At 73.3% G+C, this 26,463-nt stretch carries 18 protein-coding genes and 1 riboswitch; of the genes, 9 read left to right on the forward strand and 9 right to left on the reverse strand.

From position 1 onward, the window contains the following. Positions 1-12 precede the first annotated feature (12 nt). A riboswitch (cobalamin riboswitch) is annotated at positions 13-199 on the reverse strand. Positions 200-422: 223 nt separating this feature from the next. The 6 genes from OG904_RS30990 (at position 423) to OG904_RS31015 (ending at position 8,198) form a co-directional block, all read left to right on the forward strand. Continuing rightward, positions 423-1,757, forward strand: coding sequence for a serine hydrolase domain-containing protein (locus OG904_RS30990; protein ID WP_405496642.1), 1,335 nt, complete (start codon positions 423-425; stop codon positions 1,755-1,757). A gap of 226 nt (positions 1,758-1,983) precedes the next feature. Beyond that, positions 1,984-3,177: a serine hydrolase domain-containing protein gene (locus tag OG904_RS30995; RefSeq protein WP_405496644.1), complete on the forward strand. Its 1,194-nt coding sequence runs from the start codon at positions 1,984-1,986 to the stop codon at positions 3,175-3,177. Between the two features lie 176 nt (positions 3,178-3,353). Next, positions 3,354-3,848: a hypothetical protein gene (locus OG904_RS31000; RefSeq protein ID WP_405496646.1), complete on the forward strand. Its 495-nt coding sequence runs from the start codon at positions 3,354-3,356 to the stop codon at positions 3,846-3,848. A 72-nt stretch (positions 3,849-3,920) separates the two neighbouring features. Continuing rightward, the gene (locus OG904_RS31005; RefSeq protein ID WP_405496648.1) at positions 3,921-5,114 is read left to right on the forward strand and encodes an MFS transporter; all 1,194 of its coding nucleotides are present in this window, start codon (positions 3,921-3,923) and stop codon (positions 5,112-5,114) included. A gap of 333 nt (positions 5,115-5,447) precedes the next feature. After that, complete coding sequence (locus tag OG904_RS31010; RefSeq protein ID WP_405496650.1) at positions 5,448-7,496, forward strand: RICIN domain-containing protein; 2,049 nt, start codon at positions 5,448-5,450, stop codon at positions 7,494-7,496. 90 nt (positions 7,497-7,586) lie between these two features. Continuing rightward, positions 7,587-8,198: a hypothetical protein gene (locus OG904_RS31015; RefSeq protein WP_405496652.1), complete on the forward strand. Its 612-nt coding sequence runs from the start codon at positions 7,587-7,589 to the stop codon at positions 8,196-8,198. Between the two features lie 4 nt (positions 8,199-8,202). Here the strand turns inward: OG904_RS31015 and OG904_RS31020 are convergent, their stop codons facing one another. After that, a complete protein-coding gene (locus tag OG904_RS31020; protein ID WP_405496654.1) occupies positions 8,203-9,399 on the reverse strand; it encodes an enoyl-[acyl-carrier-protein] reductase FabV in 1,197 nt (398 codons plus the stop codon). Positions 9,400-9,534: 135 nt separating this feature from the next. Then, positions 9,535-10,809: a glycosyltransferase family 4 protein gene (locus OG904_RS31025; RefSeq protein ID WP_405496656.1), complete on the reverse strand. Its 1,275-nt coding sequence runs from the start codon at positions 10,807-10,809 to the stop codon at positions 9,535-9,537. A gap of 118 nt (positions 10,810-10,927) precedes the next feature. Between OG904_RS31025 and OG904_RS31030 the strand changes: the two genes are divergently transcribed. Next, positions 10,928-11,620: a response regulator transcription factor gene (locus OG904_RS31030; protein ID WP_405496658.1), complete on the forward strand. Its 693-nt coding sequence runs from the start codon at positions 10,928-10,930 to the stop codon at positions 11,618-11,620. Next, positions 11,613-13,172: a sensor histidine kinase gene (locus tag OG904_RS31035; protein ID WP_405496660.1), complete on the forward strand. Its 1,560-nt coding sequence runs from the start codon at positions 11,613-11,615 to the stop codon at positions 13,170-13,172. Before OG904_RS31030 ends, OG904_RS31035 begins: the two co-directional genes overlap by 8 nt. Here the strand turns inward: OG904_RS31035 and OG904_RS31040 are convergent. Continuing rightward, positions 13,153-14,670 (reverse strand): hypothetical protein, encoded by a 1,518-nt coding sequence (locus OG904_RS31040; RefSeq protein WP_405496662.1) that lies wholly within the window; start codon positions 14,668-14,670, stop codon positions 13,153-13,155. The genes OG904_RS31035 and OG904_RS31040 overlap by 20 nt on opposite strands. A 691-nt stretch (positions 14,671-15,361) precedes the next feature. On the opposite strand from OG904_RS31040, the gene fusA reads away from it, so the two are divergent. After that, positions 15,362-17,437 carry an elongation factor G gene (fusA, locus tag OG904_RS31045; protein WP_405496664.1) on the forward strand — a complete coding sequence of 692 codons (2,076 nt, stop codon included), beginning with the start codon at positions 15,362-15,364 and terminating at the stop codon, positions 17,435-17,437. Positions 17,438-17,440: 3 nt separating this feature from the next. Here fusA and OG904_RS31050 read toward each other — a convergent pair whose 3' ends face one another. The 6 genes from OG904_RS31050 to OG904_RS31075 form a co-directional block, all read right to left on the reverse strand. Beyond that, positions 17,441-19,783 carry a M48 family metalloprotease gene (locus OG904_RS31050; RefSeq protein WP_405496666.1) on the reverse strand — a complete coding sequence of 781 codons (2,343 nt, stop codon included), beginning with the start codon at positions 19,781-19,783 and terminating at the stop codon, positions 17,441-17,443. Positions 19,784-19,791: 8 nt separating this feature from the next. Next, complete coding sequence (locus tag OG904_RS31055) at positions 19,792-20,517, reverse strand: hypothetical protein (RefSeq protein WP_405496668.1); 726 nt, start codon at positions 20,515-20,517, stop codon at positions 19,792-19,794. Positions 20,518-20,791: 274 nt separating this feature from the next. Continuing rightward, positions 20,792-22,156: a carotenoid oxygenase family protein gene (locus tag OG904_RS31060; protein WP_405496670.1), complete on the reverse strand. Its 1,365-nt coding sequence runs from the start codon at positions 22,154-22,156 to the stop codon at positions 20,792-20,794. Positions 22,157-22,238: 82 nt separating this feature from the next. Beyond that, positions 22,239-22,679 (reverse strand): SRPBCC family protein, encoded by a 441-nt coding sequence (locus OG904_RS31065; protein ID WP_405496672.1) that lies wholly within the window; start codon positions 22,677-22,679, stop codon positions 22,239-22,241. Between the two features lie 82 nt (positions 22,680-22,761). Continuing rightward, entirely contained in the window at positions 22,762-24,261 is a 1,500-nt protein-coding gene (locus tag OG904_RS31070; RefSeq protein WP_405496674.1) for an MFS transporter, read from the reverse strand. A gap of 192 nt (positions 24,262-24,453) precedes the next feature. After that, positions 24,454-26,463, reverse strand: a complete 2,010-nt coding sequence (locus tag OG904_RS31075) for an ATP-binding protein (protein ID WP_405496676.1) — start codon at positions 26,461-26,463, stop codon at positions 24,454-24,456.

Here is a 26,463-nt window from a genome sequence, read left to right on the forward strand (position 1 = left end):
CATCCTCGTGGACAACACGGAACGTTCCGCGGCCGGTATCCTGACTTCCGGATCCCCGCGTGCCGCCCGCCTTCCCGACGGAACCCGTCAGTGGCGTGTGGATGGCAGCACACTCCCCGGTCACAGTGGCGGGACCGTGCCGGTTTCTCACCGGCTTCCCTGCACCGCGGACCTTGTGCCCACGAACATATAGTTGGACGTCCTAGTAAGTCCAGACCCGCTGCCGCAACCGGCGGCCGCGCGCCGCGCCCGGCCCTTCCCTTGTCGACCCGTCCTGCGTAGCTTCGCCGCTACCGGGCGGCACCGTCCGGCGGTACCGACACGGGGGAACGATGAGAGGCATACGCAGAACACGCACCACACACATCACGCAGACCCCACGCATCACGCACACGCCACGCACCACAAGGGGTCGCCTCGCGGTGGCCGCCGCGGCCGTCCTGGTCGCCGCCATGGGCCTGCCGTCCACACCGGCCGCCGCACACGACAGCCACGAACCCCTGCTCTCCGCCATGCGGGCCGAGGCGGGGACCGCCGTCGGCGGCGACGGGATCCCCGGGGTGATCGCCGGCGTCTACAAGGACGGCGTCTCCTGGACCGGTACCGGAGCCACGGACGCGGGAACACCCGTACGCAATCCTGACAGCCCCTTCCGGGCCGGCTCGATCACCAAGACCCTGACCGCGACGACCGTGCTCCAGCTCGTCGCCGAGGGCAAGGTCCGCCTCGAGGACGACGTCTTCGGCCTGCTGGGCCCGGTCCTGAAGACGAACCCGGTCGCGGGCTGCAACACGGGCACCGGGCAGTGCTTCAACCCCCCGCCCGGCAGCCCGCCCATCACCGTGCGGAACCTCCTCCAGCACTCCAGCGGCATCTTCAACTACCTCGGCGACCTGGGGGTGCTGGCGAGCGCGGGCAGCAGCTTCCCCAACCTGCCGGAGTACTCCCCCCAGCAGCTCGTCGACGAAGGCGCCTCCCACGGGCCGCTGTTCGCCCCGGGCGGCGGGATGCACTACAGCAACACCAACTACGTCCTGCTCGGCATGATCATCGAGCGGGTGACCGGGCATCCGTGGGCCGACGAGGTCACCCGCCGGATCATCCAGCCACTCGGCCTCACCCACACCGTGCTCCCCGGGTCCACACCCACCCTGCCGACGCCCCACGACCAGTTCTTCACCAACTACCTGCAGCGGCGCGGGCTGTTCGGCCACCTCTCCGTCCCGGCCGCCGACTGGAACCCCTCCATCGGCGGCGCGGCCGGAGCCGTCGTGTCCACCAGCGGTGACCTGATCACCTTCATCCGCGCACTGGTCGGCGGCCGGCTCCTGCCCCCGGCGCAGCTCGCGCAGATGATGACCGAACTGAACCCCACCGGGGCGGGAGCTCCCTCCACCCCGATCCCCGGCGTCCCCTGCGACCCGGCCCGGGCCTGGCCGGAATGCATCGTGAACCCGGCCATCAGCACGGTCAGTTCGGGTGACAAGGCCACGCCCGGCTACTGGTACGCGAGCCGCCCCTGGAAGGCCGTCCAGGCCGACTACGGACTCGGCCTCACCCGCCGTACGGTCACCTGCGCGAACGGCTCCACCGTCGTCCTGTACGGGCACAACGGCGCGGGATTCGGTTCGATGAGCTACCTCTACTCCACGGCGGACGGCAGCCACGCCATCGTGCTCAACATGAACGGCGACTGGCCGCTCTGGGAGCTGTACAGCCTGAACGGCATGCTGGCGGCCGAATTCTGCACCGCCTGACGGCCGCCTGACGGCCGGGGCCGGGGCAGTGGCCGTGGCCGGGGCCGTGTGCCAGAGGGGGGAGGGGAGCGATGAGGGCCGACCGGGTGACGCCGGGGGATGCTCCGTGAGGCCGGATGGGCCACGGCCGGCCGGGGTGCGGCCGCGTCGCCGCCGGCGTGCGCACGGCTCCTGCCATGGTGGGCCACCGCGCTCCGTGCTCCCCTTCCCCCCCGGAGGTACCTCCGTGTCCCGACGCCCGTACGGCCACGCCGGCCGGATCCGCCCGTCGCTGCGCCTGGCCGCCGCCACCGCCCTGTGCGGCGCCGTGCTGGCCGCCTCCGTGCAGCCCGCGCTGGCCGGAGCGGACCGGAACCCGCCGCCCGGAGCCTCGCTCAGCCAGGAACTGAGGGAGCTGGTGGAGCGGCCCGACGGTCCTCCCGGAGTCATCGCCGTCCTGCGCGACGGGGACCGTACGGAGGTCCACCGGGCGGGCGTGGCCGACGTGGAGAGCGGCCGGCCGCCGAAGGTGACCGACCACATGCGGATCGCCAGCGTTGCCAAGGCCTTCAGCGGAGCGGTGGCCCTCGGGCTCGTCGACCGCGGCCGACTGCACCTGGACGACACGATCGGTGAGGTGCTGCCGGGTCAGCCGGGCGCGTGGCACCGGGTGACCCTGCGCCAACTGCTCAACCACACGAGCGGGCTGCCCGACTACTCGGCCTCGGACGGGTTCATCGACATCATCTCCGAGGACCCCCGCCACCGCTTCGATTCCCGCCGCCTGCTGGAGTTCGTCGCCGACGAGGACCTCGAGTTCCGGCCGGGCAGCCGCTACCAGTACTCCAACTCCGACAACATCGCCATCGCCCTCATGGCCGAGGCCGCCACCGGACACCGGTACGAGGAGCTGCTGCGCGAGCTCGTCTACGAGCCGCTGGACATGCGCGCCACCAGCCTCCCGCAGGGGTACCGGCTGCCCGCTCCCTTCCTCCACGGCTACCAGATCGATCCGCAGGAGGGACCCGTCGACGTCAGCGAGGCGATCGGCGCCTCCGGGGCCTGGGCCGCCGGGGGCATCGTCTCGACGCCGAAGGACCTGACCGCCTTCATCCGGGGCTACGCGGGCGGCACGCTCATCTCGGACCGCACCCGAAAGCAGCAGTTCCGATTCATCCCCGGCGCCCTGTCCCAGCCCCCGGGCCCCGGTCGCACCGAGGCGGGCCTGGCGATCTACCGCTACACCACGCGCTGCGGAGCGGTGTACGGCCACACCGGCAACACCGCCGGCTACACGCAGCTGGTGGCCGCCACGGCGGACGGCCGGCGCTCGCTGACCTTCTCGATCACCACCCAGACGTCCCTCACCGCCAACCCCGACCTGCTCGCACGGGTCCGGGAGGTCCAGGAGGACTTCGTCTGCGCCCTGCTGCACAAGTGACCGCACGCGACGATCGACCGCACGCGACAAGCGACCGCAGGCACAGATCGTCGATCCCCACCGGGTGCGAGGTTCACCCCCGTGGGGGAAGCTGGGAATGCCGCAGTGACGGCGCTGGGCACAGCGCCCACAGTGCCCACAGTGGCGACGTGGCGAAGTGGCGAGGAAGGTTCTTCGTGAGCGTTTCAGCGGCCGGCCGGCCCGCACGCGCATCCCGGCGCAGGGTGCGCACGGCCATCCTGCTGTGCACGGTGGCGGCCGTGACGGCCGCAGTGATCCCGGCCTCCGCGCACGGCGCGGGCACGTCCGCGGCCCGGATTCCGGCTCCACCGGACCCGGTCGTACTGGTCGACTGCTTCTCCCAGGCCCAGATGCGGCCCTCGGAGTACATCCTGGCCTGCGGCGACGGGAACAACCGCCTCGTCAGTCTCCGATGGGACACCTGGGGGGCTCGCACCGCGACGGCCACCGGCACCGACATGGTGAACGACTGCGTCCCCTACTGCGCGGCCGGCGAGTTCCGCGCGTACCCGGTCAAGGTGACCCTGAGCGATCCGGCGGCCTGGCCCGAGCACCCCGACCTCCGGCGCTTCACCATGATCAGACTCCGCTACCCCGACACCGCACCGGACCCGGTCCGCAAGGACGTGACCTACAGGCTCGTGTACTGACCGGGTGGGGGTCGCGGCGCGCCGCGCACGGCAGACGGGATCCGGAGCACCTGGCGGTCTACCGTCGGCGGCATGGACGGTGATCGCCGCGGGTGGCGCCAGTGTTTGCTCAGCGGGGCGGTGTTCGCCGTGTGCATGGCCGGCACCACGTTGCCGACCCCCCTCTACGGTCTCTACCAGGAGAAATTCGGCTTCTCCGAGCTGATGGTGACCGTGGTGTACGCCGTGTACGCCTTCGGGGTCATCGGCGTGCTGCTGCTGGCGGGCAACGCCTCGGACGCCGTGGGCCGGCGGCCCGTGCTGCTGGCGGGGCTGGGGTTCGCGGCGGTGAGCGCCGTCTGCTTCCTGTGCGCCGACGGGATGGCCTGGCTGTACGCCGGGCGGCTGCTGTCGGGCCTGTCGGCCGGCCTGTTCACCGGAGCCGCCACGGCGTACGTGATGGAGCTGGCGCCGTACGGCGGCGTCTCACGGGCCACGTTCGTCGCGACGGCCGCCAACATGGGCGGGCTCGGCTGCGGTCCGCTGCTCGCCGGAGTGCTCGCGCAGTACGCCCCCTGGCCGCTGTACCTGCCGTTCGCCGTGCACCTCGCGCTGGTGGCCGGCTCGGCGCTGGTCCTGCTGCGGCTTCCGGAGACGGTGGGGGAGCGGCGCCCGCTGGGCACCGTGCGGCCGCAGCGGCCCGGACTGCCCCCGCAGGTGCGGGCGGTGTTCGGGCCGGCGGCGATCGCCTCGTTCGTGGGGTTCGCGCTGTTCGGCGTGTTCACGTCCGTCAGCCCGGCGTTCCTCGCGGAGTCCCTGGGGGTGCACAACCACGCCGTGAGCGGGCTGGTGGTCGCACTGGCCTTCTTCGCCTCGACCGCCGGTCAGCTGGCGGTCGGCCGGGTCGGGGTGGCCCGCTCGCTGCCGCTGGGGTGCGCCGGGCTCTTCGCCGGGCTGGTGCTGCTCGCGGGCGCGCTCTGGTGGGATCTGCTGTCGCTGGTGGTGCTGACCGCCCTCGTCGGCGGACTCGGGCAGGGGATGGCGTTCCGCGGGGCGCTGACCGCGGTGGCCCAGGCGTCGCCCCCGGACCGGCGGGCGGCCGTGATCTCCCTGCTGTTCGTCGTGGCGTACGGGGGCATCTCGGTGCCGGTGATCGGGGTGGGCGTGCTGGTGGGTCCTCTCGGCCTGGAGGGGGCGGGGCTGGTGTTCATCGCGTGCATGGCGGTGCTCGTCCTGTCCGCGGGCTTCTACCTGCTCCGGCGTCCGGTGCGCACCGCCGGGAACTGAGCGGTCCCGGGAGAGCGGAGGGCCGCGTTCCTCACGGGTCGTGACGAAGGGAATTCGACAGGTAGTAATTAGATGAATACCTGACTGAATTCCCGTCAATAAGGCCTCATCTATTATCTCGATACGGTAACAACTCCTGTCGATAAGGCCTGGACCAATATGAGTGACGCGCGTAACTGCACCTGGATTGACGATTATTGATTGTTCGTCAAATTCTGTGGACAGGTAACGGAACGATTTCCTGAAGCGCACCCCCCTTTGTCCGAATTTTCCTCAGCATTCGTCTGGCAGGCTTCCGCGGACCCACTCATCCGATCCAGACTTGAGGTGCCCATGACAGGACGACGCGGACGGCGTGAACACCGCCGCAGACCCCGGCGGTTGATGCTCCTCACCGCCGCCATGGCCACATCGGCGGCGATAGCCGTCGGCATCGCCTACTCCGGCTTGGGTGACGGCGCCCAGGCCGTGTCCGTGGACGCGATTGCGGAAGCCGCCGCACCGGCCGCCGCACCCGCGCGGGACCAGGAGCCCCAACCCCTCCTGGGCGCACCCGCCAACGAGAGCACGCGCGGCATGGTCTACGACGGCCTCGCCCCCGCCCCGAAGGGCGACCGCTGCGTCGGCGTGTACCGGACCGGTGCCGGTCTGTGCACCCACGGGCCCGACGCCCCGCCCAAGGGCGTGGACATAACGAAGAACGTCGCGCCCGCCGTCAAGGCCTCGGCGCCGGCGGCCGATCCGGCCCGGCCCGCCACCGACGACCCGGCGACCGGCGAAGACGGCGGGCGTCCTCAGGACGCGCCCGCCGCCGACGCCGACCGCACCGCGGACAAGTCCGCCGCGCCCGCGCCCTCGGCCGCCGGCCAGGGCGTCGCCGCAGGCCCCGCGGGCCAGACCGTCCGGTGCGACGGCGACGGCAGCACCGGCAACCGGGTCCAGGTCGTGTACGTCCACGGGCCCGGCCGCGACCGCTATTCCGAGTACCTGGCCTCGTTCCGCAAGTGGGCGGCCGACGCCGACCTCATCTACTCGACGAGCGCCCAGGAGACCGGCGGGGTCCGCCACATCCGCTACGTGACGGCCGCCGACTGCACCCCGGCCGTGCTCAGCATCGAGCTCCCGGACTCCGCACTGGCCGAGTTCAGCGCCACCAACAACGCGCTGGCGGGCAAGGGGCTCAACCGCAAGGACCGCAAGTACATGATCTTCGCGGACACCCAGGTGTACTGCGGCATAGGCACCTTCAACGGTGACGAGCGGCCCGACCAGACCAACACGAGCAACTTCGGTCCCTCGTACGGCCGTACGGACTCCGGCTGCTGGGGCGGGCACACCGCGGCGCACGAACTCGGCCACAACCTGGGCGCGGTCAACAACAGCGCCCCGAACACCAGCCGCGGAGCCCACTGCACCGACGAGTTCGACGTCATGTGCTACTCGGACACCCCGTACTACCCGCAGATGCGCAACGTCTGCACCAACCAGGCGGCCGAGAACATCCTGGACTGCAATCACGACGACTACTTCCACACCAACCCCAAGCCCGGCAGCTACCTGGCCACGCACTGGAACATCGCCAACAACCAGTTCCTGATGCGGAACGAGGGCGGCGGCGGCACCGACCCGGGTCCCAACCCGGGCCCGACGCCGACCAAGAAGCCGACGCCCACGCCGACCAAGAAGCCCACGGGCGGACCGGCGGTGACGGTAGGTCAGCTCCAGTCCGACTCCGCCGTCGTGAACTGGCCCAAGGTCGCGGGCGCCTCCTGGTACCAGGTCCTGCTGAACGGCAAGCACCTGGCCTGGGTCCAGTCCCCGGTGCTGCGCGTCTACAACCTCCGGCCCGACACCTCCTACACGGTCGCCGTCTCCGTCCGGGACGGCGCAGGCAAGGACAGCGGACCCGGCAAGGCCGTGTCCTTCCGTACGAAGGGCACGGGCGGCGGTGCGGTCACCCCCGGCGCCCGCTACCTGCTAGGGAACGGCAGCACCGGCATGGCCGCCGAGATCTGGGGCGGGCGCAGCGCCGACGGCACCGTGCTCGTCGGGGCGCGCTCCAACGGGTACGCCCAGCAGCAGTGGTACTTCGACGACGCGGGCAGCGGCCTGGTCCGCATCCGCTCGGCGGTCTCCGGCAAGTGCCTGCAGCCCGGCGGCACCCCGGCCGCGGGCGTGTGGGTGGCGCAGCAGCCCTGCGGCGGCAACGGTGCGCAGGCCTGGAAGCTGACCACCCGCGGTGGCACGGTGAGCGTCACCGACCGGAGCGGCGGCTTCGCACTGACCGTGAGCGGTCGCCCCTACTACGGGAACTGGCTGCTCGACCTCCAGCGCGCCGACGGCCGCGCGGCGCAGCTCTGGACCGTGCAGAAGGCTGGCTGACCCTTCCGGCCCACCCGAAGTCCCTTCCGGCGGACGGCCGCGCGACGCGGCCGTCCGCCGGCCCCTCACCCCACCCGGAGCACCGCCACGATGCGCATACGAATCGCTTTCCAGGCCGCCTTGGCCGCACTCGGTCTGATCCTGCTGTCCCCCGCCGCGGCCCAGGCCCACGGAGACACCGTGAAGGTGGCGATGACGGGGCAGCGGGAGGGCCACGTCACCGCCGACGTCACCTGGGAGAACGACGGGGACGCCGTGGAGGAGGCGGTCGCCGCCACCGTGAACGCCGTCAGCGGCGACGGCACCCGCACCATGGGGCCCTGGCGGCTGGTGCGCGATCCCGCCGCGGCGCCGGCCGGCTGGACCACGGCCGAGATCCTGCCGCCCGGCACCTGGAAGGTCACCGTGGACGTGGGCTTCCCCGCGCTCGGGCACGGCGAACTCGAAGTCGGCGTCCCGGTGGTGGACCCGGCGCCGGTCACCGGAACCCCGGAGCCCCGGCCCGCCGAACCCACGCCCGCACCGACCCGGACACAGACCGTCGGACCGGCTCCGGACCCGACTCCGGACCCGGCCCCCTCGGCCCCCGCGGAGCCCGGATCGGGGCCCGCCCTCTGGTGGACCACGGCGGGCGTGGCGGCAACGGCCCTGGCCGGGGCGGTCGTCGGGATCCTCGTACGGCGCAGGCGCGCGCGCCGCTAACGAGCTAGGCCGGGGAACCGGGCCACGGGACGGCGGTCTGCGCCGCGGCCCCGTAGTCGACGCCGGGAACGTCCCATCCGTAGAGCCGGCCGACCTGCTCGCGGAACCAGGCGGTGTCCGCGGTGGTGGCGATGGTGTCGGTGGCGGCCCGGTCCCACGCGGCACGGACGGCGGCCTGGACCCGGGGATCCAACTCCCAGCCGTCCAGCCGGATGCGGTCCTGGTCGTCCAGCTCGAGCCCGGCGGCACCGGCGAGCTGGTTCCACAGGGCCGCCGCCTGCTCGACGGTGCCCTGCCAGCCGTCACCGGTGACGCGGTGGAGGATGCTGGTGTAGAGCGCGATGCTCGGGATGGCGGTCGAGGCCTGGGTGACGGCCGCGCCCGCGACGACCGTGTGGGCGCGGCCCGTTCCCCCGAGCCGGGTGTCGATGGCGCGGGCGGTGTCCTCGAGGTGCTGCTTGGCGGCGCCGATGGTTCCGGCCCGGTAGACGGGCGCGGTGATGTCGGATCCGACGTACGAGAGGGCAACGGTCCGGAAGCCGTCGGCGAGCAGGCCCCTGGACTGCAGGAGGTCGATCCACAGCTGCCAGTCGGCGCCGCCCATCACCCGCACGGTCGCGTCGCGCTCGGCCTCGTCCGCGGCCGGCAGGTGCAGTTCGCCGATCCGCGGTGCGCCGTCCTCGAACACCAGGGTCTTGGCCCGGTAGTCGGTGCCGAGCGGCTTGATGACGGAGTGGTGTACCCCACCGGTCAGCGGGTCCGTGCGACGCGGGGCCGCGACGCTGTAGATGAGCAGGTCGATCGCGCCGAAACGGCCGGCGAGCCGGTCGGCGGCCTCTTCCTTGACGGCGTCGGAGAAGGCGTCGCCGTTGAGGAAGGTGAAGTCGGCGCCCGCCCCGGCGGCGAGTTCGGCGGTCCGCGCGGTGCGGTACCAGCCCGCGCCGGCGGTGCGGCGCTCCGTCGCGGGGGCCTCGAAGGCGATGCCGAGCCCACGCATCCGGTGGGTGCGCAGGCCGACCAGGGTCGCGGCCAGCCCGTAGCCGGCGCTCGAGCCGATGACGAGGGCGACCGGGCCGGGCCGGTCGCCGACGGGGTCGGCGGCCCGCTGCCACATCCGGTCGACCACCGCTTCGCAGCCGGCCGGATGACTGTTGACGTACAGGTAACCGCGGTTGCCGGGCTTGATTTCGCGCAGGCTCACTCGTGGGGTCCTTCGGATGCGGGGATCGTGGACGTCGCGGCGGTGAGCCGGGCCGTCCTCACATCCTGGGCGAGCGCGGCCCGGCCCGGTGATGGCGATCTTCACCAGAAGTGGCCTCCGAATCTTGTCGGTGTCCTAGGCCGTCTCTTTCGGATCTTGCCGGGCGGCGGAGCGCAGGGTGTGTGCCGTGTCGAACGCGGCGGTGCGTGCCCGGTGCGCGGTTTCCCGTACCGGGCCGGGCGAGCGCCGTCCGGGCCCGCGCCGCAGCAGGTGCCGGTAGAGGTCGAGGTGACGTTCGGCCGTACGGGCCGGGTCGAAGCGGGCCGAGTTGCGCAGGGCCGCGTCCCCCATGCGCCGGCGCAGCCCGTCGTCGTCCACCAGCTCGAGGAGCGCGGTGGTGATGCCGGCGACGTCACCCGGGCGCACGAGACGTCCGTCGACACCGTCCTCGATGATCTCGCGCGGACCGACGGGGCAGTCCGTGGAGACGACGGGGAGACCGCAGCGCATCGCCTCGACGAGGGTCATGCCGAACGACTCCCGGTCGGAGGCGGAGGCGGCGATGGAGCCCTTGGCCCACTCCGCCTCCAGCGGGTCGGCATTGCCCATGAGCCGGACGCTCCGGCCCAGTCCGAGCGCGCCGATGAGGGCGGACAGGCTGTCCTTCTCGTTGCCGGTGGCATCGCCACTGCCGTAGATCCGCAACTGCCAGTCGGGGTGGCGGGCGACGACCCCGGCGAAGGCCCGGATGAGGAGGTCGTACCGCTTCGCCGCAGTGAGCCGGCCCGCCGCCACGACCACCTTCCCGGTGCCGCCGGCCGGTTCGGTGCGGGCGGCCGGAACGCCGTTGGGTATCGCCTCCACCCGCACCCCGGGCAGGCCGAGCCGCCGGTAGGAGCGGGCGTCGGCCTCGGTCACGGTGGTGAGGGCGTCCAGCAGCCGGTAGCGGTGGCGTATCTCGTGGCGCATCCGGAAGCCGTGGCCCGCCAGGGTGAGGTGTTCCTGCCCCACCCTGACCGCGGCACGGTGTGCCTGGCGGGCGATGTGCACGTTGAGCCCCGGCCTGGTCCCGACGATCACGTGGGCGTCCAGGGCCGCCAGGTACCGGCCGATCCGCTCGTCGGTGAGGCGGCTGTACTGCTTGTGCCGGCCGTCCGCACGGGGGAAGACCCCGGCGGGCAGGGCGTGACCGGGGACGTCGCCCTCGTAGCCGGGGGAGTCCGTGCGCAGGTCGACCAGGGGTGTCAGGCGCACGTTCGGCGGTGTGCCCATGGTCGGCGCGGTGCGGTGGCGGAGCACCGAGACGATCTCCACCTCGTGGTGGGCCGCCAGCACGGCGGCGAGGTTGAACGTCGACCTGATCGTGCCGCCGATGCCGTAGGCGTTGTGGAGCAGGAAGGAGATGCGCATGGGGTGGCCGGCCTATCGACGGAGTGGGCACCACTGTGCGCAGCCCCTCCTTAACCGTTCCTGAAGGCCCGGGTGTGGGCTCCGGGCCGTGCCGGGCTCCCCGGTCCATGCTGATCTGATGGACATTCTGGTGGTGGAGGACGATCCGGTGATCGCGGCGGCGCTGCGCGACGGGCTGGAGGACGAGGGGTACACCGTCACCCCCACGGCGGACGGCCTCCGTGCCGTGGAGCTCGGCAGCACCGGCAGGTTCGAGGCCATCGTGCTGGACGTCATGCTGCCGTCGATGAACGGCTTCGCCGTGTGCACCCGGCTCAGGGCCCTGGGCGTGGACACGCCGGTACTGATGCTGACGGCCAGGGACGGGGAACTCGACGAGGCCCACGGCCTGGACAGCGGGGCGGACGACTACCTGACGAAGCCGTTCTCCCTGGTCGTCCTCAAGGCGCACCTGCGGGCGCTGATCCGCCGCAGCGCCCGCGCGGCGGCGGGCTCCGCAACGCAGGACGTCCTGCGCTGCGGCGATCTGTGGCTGGACCCGCGGGCGCGGACCTGCGGGCGCGGCGACGAGCGCATCGAGGTCACCGGCCAGGAGTTCGCGGTCCTGGAATGCCTGATACGCGAGCCGGGCCGGGTGCTGTCGAAGGAGACCATCCTCGGGGAGGCCTGGGACATCGCCTACCGGGGCGCGGCGACCATCGTCGAGGTCTACATCAGCCTGCTGCGCCGCAAGATCGACCACCCGTACGGAACCCGGAGCATCGTGACCGTCCGGGGACGCGGCTACCGCCTGGACGACTCGCATGCCTGAGCCCGTACTCCGGACCCCCGCCCGGATGTTCCCTTGGTGGGCGCGGCTGCCCACGCGGGCCCGTACCGCCCTCGCCGCGGGCGCGGCCGCCCTGGTACTCGCGGGCGCCAGCGCGTGGTGGCTGCACCAGGACGTCCGCGACACCCAGCTGGACGCCGCCCGCGGCCTGGCTCTGAGTCAGTCCCGCTCGGTCGCGGCGGAGTTCGCCGGTACCCGGGCCAGGGACCGGGAAGCCACCAGGGACATCATCGCCCAGGGGCCCGTCGTGATCATCGGCCCGAAGGGGCCGTTCGAATCCTGGTTCCTCGAAGCGTTCCCCGACGAGGTCGGGAAGCTGCCGCCCGCACCCGCCTCGGCGGGACCCGGTTGGGCCACGTTCGAGACGGTCCGCTTCGGTACGCCGGCCGCTTCCTGCGGGAGCGAACCCTCCCGCACCTCGACCGGAGAGCCCGTCCCCGTCTGCCGCTTCCAGGCCGCGGCACTGAGCGGACGGACCGTGGACCTGGCCGGCACCAGCATCGAGGTCCACGCCCTCGACCCCAACGTCCCCAATCCCTCGGCGGCCCCCGCCGGCCGCTACACCGTCTACGTCGCCGTCGACCTCGCCGCGGCGACCCGAACGGCCGACGCGCTCGTCCCGGCCCTGGCCGGCGCGGTCCCGCTGGCCGGCCTGGTCGTCGCCCTCAGCGCCTGGGTGGCGACCAGCCGCGCCCTGCGCCCCGTGGAAGCCATCCGGACCCGCCTCGCCACCATCGACCAGCCGGGCATCGGCACCCGCGTCCCCGTCCCCGCGGCCGAGGACGAGATCGCCCGCCTGGCCCGGACCACCAACGACACCCTCGACGTCCTCGACGCCCACGCCCACCGCGGGCGCCGCTTCATCGCCGACGCCGCCCACGAACTGCGCAGTCCCGTCACCGGCCTGCGCGCGACCCTCGAAGTCGCCCTCGCCCATCCGGAGCGGCCCGCTGCCCTCACCAACGCCCTGCAGGCCACGACGAGGCTGCAGCACCTCGTCGACGACCTCCTCACCCTCGCCCGCCTCGACGACACCCCCGCGGGGCCGACGGCCGCGGACCTCGTGGACGTCACCGAACTCACCCGCGAGCTCCTCCTCGAACTTCCCCACACCCAGCCAGGATCCACCGCACACCTCACCCTCCACGCGCCCGCAGGCCCCCTCACGGTCCGGGGCGACCGCGACCAGTTGCGCCGCCTGCTGCGCAACCTCCTCGACAACGCGGCCCGCCACGCCGCCACCCGGGTCACCGTCACGCTCGACTCCGGGCCCGGACAGGTGGAATGCGCCGTACACAACGACGGCGATCCCGTCCCCGCGGCGGACCGCGAGCGCATCTTCGACCGGTTCACCCGCCTCGACGAGGCGCGCACCCGCGATACGGGCGGCAGCGGACTGGGCCTCGCCATCGCCCGGGACATCGCCCGCCGCCACGGCGGAACACTCACCGTCCACCCGGACGGCCGGGGCGCGACCTTCCTCCTGCGACTCCCGGCGGCCGACCCGCAAGGGCTCAGCGACGGTAGAGCGTGATCTCCAGGCCGCGGGCGCCGAGGCGGTAGGCGCGGGACAGGCCCGCCCGGGTCAGCGCCTGTTCCTGGGAGGCCACCGTGAGCTCGGCCTCCTCGCGGGAGCCGGAGGAGACGTGCAGGCAGTTGAACTGCCAGACGCGCGGCGCACCGGTCAACCGCCGTTGCAGGAGCGCCGGATCGGCGGCCAGGTCGTCCAGGGAACCGGCTTCGGCGGCCGTCGCGGCCGCGCCCAGGTCGGGGAGGCGGGCGAAGACCCCCGGATGGGCGGAGGCGATCAGCTCGCACCGGCCACCGCTGAACAGGACCCCGTCCCCGGGGGCGGCGCGGCCGCGCAGTGTGGTGACCACGGCGCCGCTGTCCCAGGGGCGGCTGTCCTGGTGGCGGACGGCCAGGTGGGACAGGGACAGGGGGACGGCCAGCACGAGTGCGATCAGCAGCCGCCGGGGCCGTGGCACGAGGGTGGCGGCCGCCGCGAGCAGCAGGGCCAGAGCCGGCAGGCAGAACAGCAGGTAGCGGTAGGAGAAGAGGGGATGGCCGAGGGAGACGGCCAGCAGGAGCAGCGGGGGCACGACCAGCCAGGGCGCGCCGACGGCGACGCAGAGCGCCAGGTGCCGGGCCCGGTGCCGTCGGGCCACCAGGAGGGCCACGGCGGCCAGCGCCGTGAGCGCGAGCAGGAGCTTCAGCGCGGCGGGGAGGGTGTCCTGGCCCGGGGTGAGCAGCCAGGTCAGGTAGTTGAACGGGGTCGACCCGGTGACCGGTGCGGCCTCGCCCACGGCGGAGCGCTGGGAGAAGCCGAGGGCCAGCAGTGGGACGACGGCGGCGACGCCCGCGGCCTGGGCCGAGAGCAGCCGTACGGTTTCGCGGCGGCCGGGACGCCACAGGGCCACCGTGACGGCGTGGGCGGCCACCAGCAGCAGTGCCAGTACGTTGAGCCAGCCCAGCAGGGCGATCAGCACGGCGTAGCCGGCCGGCCAGCGGCGGCTGCCGGAGAGGACCTTCACCAGGGCGCCCGTCGCCAGGACGGCCACGGCCATGACGAAGGCGAACGAGCGGGCCTCCTGCGCGTACCGCGAGGCGGTGGGCGCGGCGGCGAGCAGCAGCCCCGCGTACAGGCCGAGCCGCGGGCCACCGAGCAGCCGCCCCAGCCACGAGAGACCGCCGGCGGCGACGGCCACCGCCACCGCGGAGGGCAGCCGCATCGTGAACTCGCTGACCCCGAGGGCCTGTCCGACGAGGTGCATCAGCGCGTAGTGCAGGCCGTGCACCGCATCGACCCGCCCCAGCAGCCGGACCAGCTGTGGCCAGGACCGCTGTGCCACGTCCATGGTGACGATCTCGTCCGTCCACGCGGAGGGGCGCGCGATCGCCCACAGCCCGAGGCCGAGAGCGAGGATCACGGGCGCCCACAGGGCGGTACGGTCCGGGCCGCACAACGACGAACGGCCGACCCGGCGGGCGGTCTTCTCACCCGAGACGGGGGCGCCCACGAGGGTGCTCAAGGAGCCGCCCGGAGGAAGGGCGTCGCCGGAACTCCTCGCCGCTTCAGGGAATCGGGCGGGCCGGATGTCGGATGAGCGGGACATGATGTGCGACCCCGGAGTCGTGATAGGGGATGGACCGGCAATGGGGAACCAGGCCGCGCGGTGCCGGTACGCGGTGCGGGCCGGGCGTGGCCGGACCAGCATGCGCAGAACATCCTTAATGAATCCTTGAGGCATGCCGTGACCCAATTGTCCGCACCGGGGAAAATCCGGTGCCCCGGCAGGCCGGGCTCACTACACTCGCCTCACGCGCCGCAGCACATCACGGCGCGTTCGTCGCCGAGTTGAGGAGAGGGGAACCGGGCCATGTGCCGTCACCGCACCGCCGCCTTCGTTCCCCCCGCGCGGTACGACGTGATCCCGGTGTCCCGCGACGCGCGGTGCCGGCTGCGCGGCCGCCACCGTATGCCCGTGACGCAGGTCTGACCTACGAGTTCCGCTGCCCCTGTACCGTCCCGTCGCCTCCGCACGCCCACTGCCCGCCCCGTAGCGGGGGCCCGGCCGTGCGCGTCCACGGGCGTACGGCGCGGCCGGGTGCGGGCGGGCCCTGACCGGGGCCGCCGCGGGAGGTCGGGAACGACGACCGAAGGCCCCTCCCCGTCCGGGAATCGCGCTGCCCCTCTCCTCACCATCCGAAAGGCATCGGGCCATGCGCACCGAGCAGCGACACCCCTCCACCGCCCCCCTCCCCACCATCCGCAACCTGGGCATCCTCGCGCACGTGGACGCGGGCAAGACGACGGTCACCGAACGGATCCTGTTCGCCACCGGCACCGTCCACAAGCGCGGGGAGGTCCATGAAGGCACCACCGTCACCGACTTCGACCCCCAGGAACGCGACCGCGGCATCACCATCTTCGCGGCGGCCGTCAGCTGCGCCTGGCACGGCCACCGTCTCAACCTCATCGACACGCCCGGCCACGTCGACTTCTCCGACGAGGTGGAGCGTTCGCTGCGGGTGCTCGACGGCGCGGTCGCGGTGTTCGACGCCGTCGCGGGCGTCGAACCGCAGAGCGAGTCGGTGTGGCGGCAGGCCGACCGGCACGGTGTGCCGCGGATCGCGTTCGTCAACAAGCTCGACCGGGCGGGCGCGGACCTGGACACCGCCGTCGAATCGATCCGCGAACGGCTGGGCGTCGTCCCCCTGGTGGTCCAGTTGCCCATCGGGCGGGAGGACGGCTTCACCGGAGTGGTCGACCTGCTGAAGATGCGCGCACTGGTGTGGCGGACCGGAACCGATGCGTGCGAGACCGGACCGGTCCCCGAAGAGCTGCGGGAGGAGGCCCGCCGCAGGCGCCGGGCGCTGGAGGAGGCGGTGGCCGAGCTCCACCCGGCCGCGCTGGAGGAGTTCTGCGCGGCGGCGGCCCTGACCGAGGACACCCTGGCCGCCGCGCTGCGCGACCTGACCCTGAGCGGTGACGGCGTCGTGGTGCTGTGCGGCTCGGCGTACCGCAACCGGGGTGTGGAACCGCTGCTCGACGCGGTGCTGGCGTACCTGCCCTCACCCGCCGACGTGCCGGCCGTACGCGGCACGCTCGACGGCACGGAGCGGGAGCGGGCCACCGACCCGGCGGAGCCCTTCACCGCCCTGGCGTTCAAGGTGACGGCCACGGCGACCGGCCGGCTCACCTACCTGCGCGTGTACGCGGGCACGGCGCGCAAGGGGGAGACGGTACTGGACGCGGGCACGGGCCGGACGGAGCGGATCGGCCGGATCCTGCGCGTGCAGGCAGACCGGCACGAGGAGATGGAGGAGGTGACGGCCGGTGACATCGTCGCCGTGGTGGGGCTGAAGAACGTACGCACCGGGGCGACCCTGTGCGCACCGGACGCGCCCGTGGTCCTGGAACCGCCCAGGGTCGCCGAACCGGTGGTGACGGTGGCGGTGGAAGCCAGGCGCAACACCGACGTCGCCCGGCTGTCGTCGGCACTGGCGCGGCTCGCCGTCGAGGACCCCTCCCTCGTGGTGCGGTCCGACCCGGAGACCGGCCAGACCGTCCTGTCGGGGATGGGTGAACTCCACCTCGAGGTCGCGGTGGAGAAGATCCGCCGCGACCACGGGCTGGACGTCACCGTCGGCCGGCCGCAGGTCTCCTACCGGGAGACCGTGGTGCGGGGTGTGACGGACCTCGTGTACCGGCACGTCAAACAGGACGGCGGCGCCGGCCAGTTCGCGCACGTGGTCGTGGACGTCGAGCCGGGGGAGGAGGCGGGGATGGAGTTCCGGTCGACGGTCGTCGGCGGCCGGGTGCCCCAGGAGTACGTGCGCGCCGTGGAGGCCGGCTGCCGGGACGCCCTCGCCGAGGGTCCCCTGGGCGGCTACCCGGTGACCGGACTGCGGGTCACGCTCACCGACGGCGCGACCCACTCCAAGGACTCCTCGGAGATGGCGTTCCGGGCGGCGGGCAGGTTCGCGCTGCGCGAGGCGCTGCGGGCGAGCGTGATGGAACTCCTGGAGCCGGTCGTGGAGGTCACGGTCACCGTCCCCGAGGACACCGTCGGCGGAGTGCTCGGCGATCTCGCGGCCCGCCGCGGGAAGGTCTCGGGCTCCACCTCCCAGGCCGGCACCGCGGTGGTCACGGCGGCCGTTCCCCTGGCCGAACTGTTCGGCTACGCGTCCGGGCTCCGCGGCCGGACCCGGGGCCGGGGCACCTTCTCCACCCGTCCGGCCGCGCCCGCGGCCGTACCGCGGTCGGTGGCGTCGGCGGTCCTGGCCGGGCGCTAGCCCTCAGGAGGGCGGCTGTCCCGGCGGCGGCCCGGCTGCCGTGACACGGCCCTGAGCCGCCGTGTCACCGGTCCCCGCGATGCCCCCGCCCTGTCCCGGTACACCGGGGCAGGGCGGGGATTCCCGCGGGGCGGCTTCCGGCCGCCCGGGCGCGTGTGCTCCGCGGGCGGTACGCGGCCACCGGCCCGGTCGGGGCGCCCCGCCGTGCCGCAGGTCGTAGAGGGCGGCCGCCGTGACCCGGAAGGACACGAGCACCCCGCAAGCGGGGGCCAGCAGGGCCAGGCACAGCGACGGCGGGATCGTGCCGCTCAGCAGCCCCTCCAGCGCCTTCAGGGCGGCGGCGCCCAGGAGGCAGCACATCGCGGCGTGCACGCGCCGCCGGAACAGGGCGTCGTGCGGCGCGCGGGCGGCGGCCCCCATGCCGAGGACGAACAGCACCAGCCCCAGCGACCTGGCCAGGACCAGCGCCGTGGGGGAGGTGGAGAACGTGAGGAGCCGCCCCGCGACCACGAGGGCCCAGGCCGTCACCCCGAGGGTCGTCAGGTGGCACAGGACCAGGAGCGGCGTACGCAGCGGCGAGGACGCGACCGTCACGGTGCCGGGGCCACGACCGGCGCGCACCGGCAGCCGGAGGGCGCGCGGCGGCCGCGGGCGCCGGGAGCGGAGCAGGCAACCGGCACCGAGGAGCGGCAGGCCGAGGACCACGGCACGGAGGTACGGGCCGGCGGGCGCCACGAGCGCGGTGGGGAACCAGGCGAGGACGACTAGGGCCCCGTGGACGCCGGTCAGGAGCAGAGCGGGTCGGCGGCGCAGCGCCACCGCTTCGCCGCCGAGCGCCAGGAGCGCGCAGAGGCCGATCGATGCGGCGGACGTCACGGCCAGGCCCAGGACGGCCGAACCGGTCAGCGACTGCCACAGCATGACGGGCATCCCGTCCGCGGGGGCCGTGTCGGTCAGCGGTCCGGGACGGATCAGACAGCCCAGGCACATCCCGGCCCAGAGGCAGGCCGACAGCGTGGCCAGGCGACGGGCCAGGGGGAGGCGATGGCGGTGCGGGCCGCCCCGCGCGAGGACCGAGTACCGCACGCCCAGCCCGATGACGGGTCCTGCCACGAGGAGCAGCGGCAGGGTGGCCCGGACGTACACCGGCCGGAGCGTGTGCAGATCGGCCGGATCGAGGTTGCCGTTGCGGAGCGCGAACAGCATGATGTCGAAACTGTGCCCCAGTACGAGGTTCACGGCGAAGGCGAGGATGCAGCCGATCAGGGCCGCCTCCCAGCCGGTGAACTCGTCGGCGAGCGCGGGCCGGAGCAGCGCCGCCCTCCGGCGGGCGAGGGTGGGATGAGTGGCGAAGGGCCAGGCGGACGTCTCGCCCGCCTCGTCGGGGCGTTGCGCGGCCAGCCGGCCGAGGAACCGGTCCAGCGACTCCCGGGAAGTCTCACCGCTGTTGGTGGTGGTGGCGCCTGCCGGGTGGGTGGCCGCGAAGGCGTCGGCGTGCAACTCGCGTGAGTGGAGGTAGCTGTTGCGGGCCGCGTAGACCACGCAGGTGAGCAGTACTAGCTGCAGGCACAGCGCGTGCAGCCCGGCGCGGTCGGCCGCGAATCCCGTGAGGGACAGGCAGAAGGCGGCGGCGACCAGCGTCACGAACGCCCACCACAGGGCCGTGACGGCCTGGGTGACGTCGAGGTCGCGGTTGCGGATGTGACCGAGTTCGTGGAGGACGACGGCGTCGAAGGCGGCCCGGTCCTGCACGAGCAGGTCCTCCATGCCGCTCGCCAGCTCGACGTACCGCCGGCCCGCGTGCCCGAAGGCCACGGCGTTGGCCGTCGGGTCGACGGCGTTGTACATCACCGCGTGCACGGTGACCCCGGTGTCCGCCGCGAGCCCTCGTACGGCGGTGTCGAGGCAGGGAAGGGGCTCGCCGTCCCCGTCGACGGTGCCGGCCTCATGCGGGCGCTCGCGCTTGAGGCCGTACCGGAGGACGGTCAGGTAGGGGAGCAGCCAGTAGAGGAGGAATCCGCCTCCGGCCAGTACGCCGACGGCCAGGCCCGCACGCTGTTCGGGGCGGTCGACGGGGCGCACTCCGCACGTCAGCGCGACGGTTGCGGCGGCCTCGGAGCGGTACGGCTCCGGGAGGACCGTCCGCTGCCAGAAGGGGTTCGCGGCGGCGAGCCGCATCTCGTCGGGGGTGCGGGGCGAGGAGGAGAGGTACTCGGACTCGATCTGCCGGACGCAGTACTGGTACTGCCAGGAGTCCCGTTGCTGACGTTCGGGTGTCGTCGGGAAGGCGATCGCGCCGGCCGCGACGGTGAGCGTGAACCAGAACAGCAGGGCCCGCAGGAACACGGCGCTGGTCAGCGCTCGGCCGGCGGCGGCCCGTCAACACCGGGCGGACCCGGCGGACTTGGCGGGACCGGCGGGTGCGGGTGCTCCGAAGGGTCCGAGGGGTCCGAAGGGTCCGAAGGGTACGAGGAGTTGGACGGGAGGGCCTCCGGGGCGGTGCCTGCGGTGTCCTCGGCGGACCCGGGGCCGACGGGGGCGGGTCCCGCGCCCAGGGACTGTACGAGGTGCGCCAGCGCGGCGTTGGCCACGCGCCGGGCGAGTTCCTCGGGCAGTCGGCAGCCGCGGGCGGCCTCCAGGGTGCTGGTGTGCCAGCGCAGCAGCTCGGCGGCCGTGGGGTCGGGCCGGGCGTCCGGCCCGGGGGCCTGGGGCGAAGTGACCGCCGCCGCCCGTGCCCTTCGCCGGCCGCGACGGCTCAGGCGGCTCCGGGTGCGTTGTCCCAGAGCGGCCACCACCTCCGTGGACACGGCCCCCAGCAGTGCCGTGGCCACGGCCAGGGCGGCCGGTGTCAGCAACTCCGCGGGGAGCCCCAGCGGATCGAACCGTGTGGTGCGGCGGCCGCTCCACGGCCGGCGCGGGCGGAAGTGGGCCCGCGCCCGCTGCTCGAAGTGCCGTGCCTCGCGCGGCGCCAGGTCGGTGACCACGTGCCGCGCGATGTCCTGCGCCAGCTCCCGGCGCTCCCGGGAGAGCCGTCCGGACGCCTCGCCGAGTTGCTCCGCCGGTGTCGATTGAGTCGTCATAAGTGGTGATCAGCCCCTCACATCCCGATGTGATCATCACTCGTGGGATGTTAGCCGCTACCGTACGTGAACAGTGTCCGGCGTGTTCTCGCCATGTGACAAGGCTGTCCGGAACACGGGCCGGGAGTGCTGCGTCACACCGGGGCGATGTTCGGGCCGGTCGGATCGTGCCGTGTGCCGTGTGCCGTGTGCCTCGTGCGGGAGAAGACCTGTCCCGCACGCACGGGCGCCGGCCCGCGGAACCTCCGCGGGCCGGCGCCACTCCTCGCCGGGGTCAGCCCTCGGCGCCCTCAGGGGCGGTGTCGGGGAGCCAGGAGCCGTGGAGCCCGGCGGCCACGCGGTGGGGCAGGTGGACGGTGGCGACCCGGTCCAGGCCGGAGGCATCGAGGACCAGCAGCTGCGAGGCGTTCTGCTTGAGGTCGGAGACCACGGTCAGGAGGTAGCCGTCGTCCTCGTTGGCGGCCCCGGCCGCCGGGACGAAGACCGCTTCACTGGGCATCCGGGCGTCGCCGACCTCGTGGATCCGGCGGGTGCCCGTGGTGCGGTCGTACTTGACGAGGCCGTAGCCGCCGAAGCCCCTCTCGTCCGGGAAGGAGACGGCGTACTGATAGCGGTTCTCGACGCCCAGGTACTCCTCGTTGAGGGTGGGGAACTCCACCGGCAGGTCGTCGGTGATCTGCTCGTCGACGCTGCCGGAGATCATGTCGATGACCCAGCGGCGCGAGAAGGAACGGGAGACGGGCTCGGTGCCCCGCACGGGGTTGCCGGCCCACCAGTTCCAGGACAGCTGGAACCCGTCCCGGTCCACGGTGGGACCTTCCAGGACGATGCGGCCCTGGCCGTCCTCGAAGGCGTTTGAGACGTGGAGCATGTTGCCCGGCTCGATGGTGAACCAGCGGACGCGGCGCGCACCGTCGTTGCCGCGCGGCATGATGCCGATGCGGGAGGGCTGCTGATCGCTCCAGCCGTAGGGGATGCCGGAGTGGTCGGTCGGGTCGAAGGTCACGTTGCCCTCGACGAAGACCACGTGGTGGCGGGTGAGGGCGAAGTCGTGCTTGAGGGAGGCGCTCGCTCCCGGAACCTCGGCGCTGTCGACGATCTCGCCCTTGGCGTTGGCGACGTAGTAGGTCAGGAAGGGCGGGAACGGCGAGGACCCGAAGAAGTGCAGTTCCCCCGTCACCGGGTCTTCCTTGGGGTGCGCGGTCATCGCGGTCCGCAGCTTGCCGCTGAAGTCGTGGACTCCGATGGTCTCCAGCTCCGGGGTGAGCTCGAAGGGGAAGTTCGACTCGCACAGGGCCAGGAGGCGTCCGGCGTGCTCGATGATGTGCGTGCCGGCGGCGCTGGCCGTCAGGTCGGGGCCCTTCTCCGTCATGTACGGGGCGCCCTCCAGCGCGGGGGTGCGCACCCAGCGGTTGCGGTACCACTCCGCGCGGCCCTCGCGCAGCCGGATCCCGTGGACCATGCCGCTGCCCTTGAACCAGTGCGTCGGGGTGACCCCGGGCTTGGGGTTGTGGCCGTTGCGGAGCAGGCGGCCGGTCAGCTCGGGGGGCAGGGTGCCCTCGACGGTGAGGTCGGTGGCGGTGACCTCGTCGGTGACGGGGGTGTAGTGACCGTTCAGGTAAGGCTTGTCGGACGTCATTGCGGAACCTCTTCCGGTGGATGTGGGGCGGTGCTGTGGTGGCGGATCTGGCGCTGGGTCAGGAGCTGGATCAGGAGCTGGATCAGGCGGACTGCTCGGCGCGGGACTTGAGGTGTGCGAGCCAGCCCTCGAGGGAGTCGTGGAGGGCCTTGGCGAGGTACTCCGTCTCGGCCTCGACGGGGGCGCCGCTCCAGGACTCCTCGGTGCTGACGGTGACGTGGTCACCGCTCTGCTCGAAGGTCCAGACGTGGATGCCGTCGATGCCGTTGGTGGCGCCGCCCCACACGCTCCGCTCGCCGGGCACCAGTTCCTGCACGGTGGAGGTGATCTCCAGGCCGTGCGTCTGCCAGCTGAAGCAACTGCCCGGCAGCAGCGGGCCGTCGAGCTCGGCCCGGGTGATGTCCGGGTTCCAGGCGGGCCAGTCCGCGACGTCGGTGTGCAGTGCCCACACCGTCGCGAGGGGGGCGGCGATCGTGGTGCTCAGACGGACGATGACGGGGGCGGTTTCGTCGATGGTGACCATGGCTGTGCTTCCTGTCGTGACGGGGATGAAGGGGATGAGGGGGTGTTCCGGTGGTGGTGCCGAACGATCGGTTCGGCCGGGTTCAGCCGGTTCGGGAGAGACGGGGGAGCTCCGCCGGGTCGGAGGGCGGGCGGGTGGAGGGGGTCGCGGTGGACGGGCCGGTGCGGCCGGCCCGGCGGGTGAGGAACAGGGCCAGGAGCGCGGTGGCGGTGATGACCGAGGCCGAGACCGTGAACGCGGTGCGGTAGCCGGTGGTGAGCGCCTCCAGGCGGGTCTGGTGGGCGGCGGAGTGCGCGGTGACGGAGCCGGCGAGGCTGGCCAGGGCCGCCAGGCCGATCGCGCCTCCGACCTGGCGCGTGGTGTTCACCAGACCGCCGGCCAGCCCCGCGTCCCGCGCCGGGACGCCCTCCACGGCGAGCGCGGTGAGCTGGACGAAGGCGATGCCCAGGCCCAGGCCGACCAGGATGCTCGGACCGAGCACGTCCGTGGCGTAGCTGCCGTGGGCGCTGATCCGGGACAGCCACAGCAGGCCCAGGGCCTCGGTGAGCAGGGCCGCGGTCAGCGTCGTGGTGGCACCGAGGCGCCGGGCGACCCGCGGCGCCAGAGCCGCGCCGAGCACATTGGCCGCCGCGAGCGGGAGTTGGCCGACCCCGGTGACCAGGGGGCCCTCCCCGAGCACCTGTTGCTGGTAGAGCGGCAGGAAGAAGAACAACGCGATCCACACGGACCCCAGCAGGGCCATCAGCAGGTTGCCCGCGGCGACCCGGCCGGTGGTGAACAGGCGCGGCGGCAGCAGCGCGTCCGGCCTGCGGAGCTCGATCACCGCGAAGGCCGCGAGGAGTACGGCGGCGGCGACGAGCGCGGCCGCCACCGGAGGGTCCGTCCAGCCGGTCCCGCGTGCGGTGGTCAGTCCCCAGACCAGACAGGTCAGGGCGACGGTGACGACGGCGGTGCCCAGCAGGTCGAACCTGCCGGTCATCCGGTCGGCCGTCCGTGGCACGAGTACCACCACGGCGACCACGACCAGCGCCGTCCCCAGCGCCACGGAGTGGAAGATCCAGGGCCAGCCCCATGCCTGGGTCAGGACACCGCCCAGGAGGACGCCGCAGGCCGCCCCCGCCCCGGAGACCGCGCCCCACACCCCCAGCACCCTGCCCCGCCCGGGTCCGGGCGGGAACAGGGCCAGCGCGAGGGCGAGCGCGGCCGGGGCGACGGCCGCGGCTCCGATGCCCTGAACGGCGCGCGCCGCGATCAGCACGCCCGCGGAACCGGCCAGTCCCGCTGTCAGCGAGGCAACGGCGAACAGTCCGAGACCGATGACGAGCACCCGGCGGCGCCCGAGGAGGTCGGCGGCCCGGCCGCCCGCCAGGAGCAGCGCCCCGAACGCCAGGCCGTAGGCGTTGACCACCCAGGTGGTGCCGCCGTCCGACAGGCCCACCCCGGCGGCGATCCGCGGGAGCGCCACGTTCACGTTCGAGGTGGCGAGCATGACCGTGAACTGGGCCGCGGCGAGGGCCGCGAGTGCGGCTCCTGGCCGTGGCGCGGGTGGCGCCGGGGCCGTCCGTGTGTGTGGGAGGTTCATGTCGCACAGACTCGTGCGGTTCGCTGTCCACTATCCAGACCGGTAGCGGTCCGGGACTGTCCACTCCTGTCCGCAGCTGTTCACCGGCCGCTGTACGCACGGGCGTTGGCGGGGGAATCACTCCGGACCGTGCGCAACGGCCTGGGCCGCTCTTTCGGATCTTGCCGGGCGACAAGATCCGATACAGACGGCCTAGGGGCCGTCCAGTTCCAGCTGCCACAGGGCCGCGCACAGCAGGTCGAGGCCCTGGCGCAGGTGGCGCCGGTAGGTGCCGTAGGGAAGGCCCAGGCGGCGGGCAGCGGCTTCCTGCGTGGGCGCTCCGGAGAAGTAGCCCGCCGTCAGGGCCTCGCGGGCCCGTACTCCGCGCGGGTCGTCGGCGAGGCCGTCGACGGTCCGGCGCAGCAGGGCGCGCAACTCCTCGACGGGATCCCCGGATCCGTCCGAGAGACGGGCGCGCAGCAGTGCCCCGGCGGCGAAGGCGCCCGGGTTGCGCCAGTGCGTCAGCGCCTCCCGTACGGCCTGGTCGAACGCGGCGCGCGAGACCGGCGGGACGGCCGAGGCGGCCGCGGGGAGGCCTGCCGGGACCGGCTCCTCTGTGGCGGATATGAAGCGGCGGAGCCAGGTTTCCACGGGCTCCTGGCGCCAGTCGACGCCGAACAGCCCGTAGGTGTACTCGCCCACCCGCGGTCGCGCACCGGTGTCGCCGAGCGTGCCCTTGACGCGCGCGGCCCAGGTCTCGGCGTCCCGGAAGACGGCGAAGCCGTAGGCGCGGCCCCGGGCCCGGGCGGATTCCGCCTGTGCGCGGGAACTGCTCAGGTCGATGACGCGCGAGGGGACCTGGTAGTACTCCGGGTAGATCGAGAAGCGGCTGATGCCGATGTGCTCGCCGGGGCTCACCGGATCGGTGGCGTCGGTGTGCTTCCACGCCGCGGCGACGACCGGATCGGTGGCCACGTCCAGGGGGTCGGCAGGGGCCGGCAGGGCGAGCCGGGCCGTGAACGCCACGATGCGGCCCGTGCTCACGAGCCGGTACACGCTGAAGGCCTGCGGCTGGCGCTGCGCCCAGTAGCGGACCAGTTCCGCGGATGCGGGACCCTCGGTCTCCGCCGCCATGCGCAGCACCACCGCGAGGTCGCCCGGGTGCAGCGGGCGGTCGTGCACCTCGTCCTCACGGGACCAGGTGCGCAGCCGGGCCAGGGTCTCGCCCTCCCGGAAGAGGTAGAAGAGCTCGTCGGTGACGGTCCACACCCGCTCCTCCGGTGCCTCGCGCAGTACGCGCAGGTACTCCTCGGCCAGGCGCCGGCGGGTGGCCGTGAAGGTGGTGGGTGCCCGCCAGCGCAGGTCGGCGGCCAGGGTCTCGCGCGCGGCGTCGTGCGGGTGGAGTCCCCGGTGCGTGGACTCCATGAAGGGCAGGTCCCGCAGCCAGGAGAAGAGGAGGTGGGCGTCCTCCTCGGGCAGCACCGCGGAGAGGAGCTCCTCGGAGGTCGCGTACGCCTGCGCGGCCACCTCCAGGGCGCGGCGGTGGGCGGCCGTGGGCACCTCACCGATCAGCCCCGCCAGCAGGGTGCGCAGGACGTCCGCCGACGGGGCCCAGATCTCCTCCCCGCCGAAGCCCGTCGATCCCGCGGCTGCCGCGAGCGACAGGGCCAGGGGGTTGCCTCCGGCGAACCGGAGCACCCGGGTGCGTATCTCGGGGCTGAGCGGGGTCGCGGCCAGCAGGTTCCGGGCCTGCTCCTCGGAGAAGGGCTCCAGCTCGGTCACCTCCAGGAGCCCGGCCCAGGCGGGGTCGGCGGTCCACTGCGGCTGCGGTGCGAGCCGGCCGGCCAGGACGACCAGGGTGCCGTCCGCCGCCCGGGGCAGGAAGTGGTGCCACAGCCAGCTCTCCAGCCACTGGCAGTGCTCGAAGGAGTCCACGACCAGGACCGCGCCGGGAACCTCGAGGAACGGCCGGGCCGTGCGCTCGAAATCGGCCGGGTCCCGGCTGACGAAGCGGCCGTCCACTTCGACGAGCTGCCGGCCCGCGGTACGGGCGTGGTCCGCCAGCCGGCGCAGCAGCGTCGACTTCCCGATCCCGCCGGGCCCGAACACGTAGAACGCGAAGGGCGCCTGCGGATCGCCGGCCAATGCCTCGGCGAACCGCCCGAGTTGCTCGTCCCGGCCGATGAAGGCCCGGACCCGTGCGTTGCTCAGTCTCTCTCCCAC

The sequence above is a fragment of the Streptomyces sp. NBC_00096 genome (assembly GCF_045041305.1).
In the GTDB taxonomy this organism is placed as follows: Bacteria; Actinomycetota; Actinomycetes; order Streptomycetales; family Streptomycetaceae; genus Streptomyces.

Coding starts and splice junctions, on each gene's coding strand:
- OG904_RS31005 (WP_405496648.1), top strand. CDS start 3,921: ATGGACGGTGATCGCCGCGGGTGGCGCCAGTGTTTGCTCAGCGGGGCG.
- OG904_RS31010 (WP_405496650.1), top strand. CDS start 5,448: ATGACAGGACGACGCGGACGGCGTGAACACCGCCGCAGACCCCGGCGG.
- OG904_RS31015 (WP_405496652.1), top strand. CDS start 7,587: ATGCGCATACGAATCGCTTTCCAGGCCGCCTTGGCCGCACTCGGTCTG.
- OG904_RS31025 (WP_405496656.1), bottom strand. CDS start 10,809: ATGCGCATCTCCTTCCTGCTCCACAACGCCTACGGCATCGGCGGCACG.
- OG904_RS31030 (WP_405496658.1), top strand. CDS start 10,928: ATGGACATTCTGGTGGTGGAGGACGATCCGGTGATCGCGGCGGCGCTG.
- OG904_RS31035 (WP_405496660.1), top strand. CDS start 11,613: ATGCCTGAGCCCGTACTCCGGACCCCCGCCCGGATGTTCCCTTGGTGG.
- fusA (WP_405496664.1), top strand. CDS start 15,362: ATGCGCACCGAGCAGCGACACCCCTCCACCGCCCCCCTCCCCACCATC.
- OG904_RS31055 (WP_405496668.1), bottom strand. CDS start 20,517: ATGACGACTCAATCGACACCGGCGGAGCAACTCGGCGAGGCGTCCGGA.
- OG904_RS31060 (WP_405496670.1), bottom strand. CDS start 22,156: ATGACGTCCGACAAGCCTTACCTGAACGGTCACTACACCCCCGTCACC.
- OG904_RS31065 (WP_405496672.1), bottom strand. CDS start 22,679: ATGGTCACCATCGACGAAACCGCCCCCGTCATCGTCCGTCTGAGCACC.
- OG904_RS31070 (WP_405496674.1), bottom strand. CDS start 24,261: ATGAACCTCCCACACACACGGACGGCCCCGGCGCCACCCGCGCCACGG.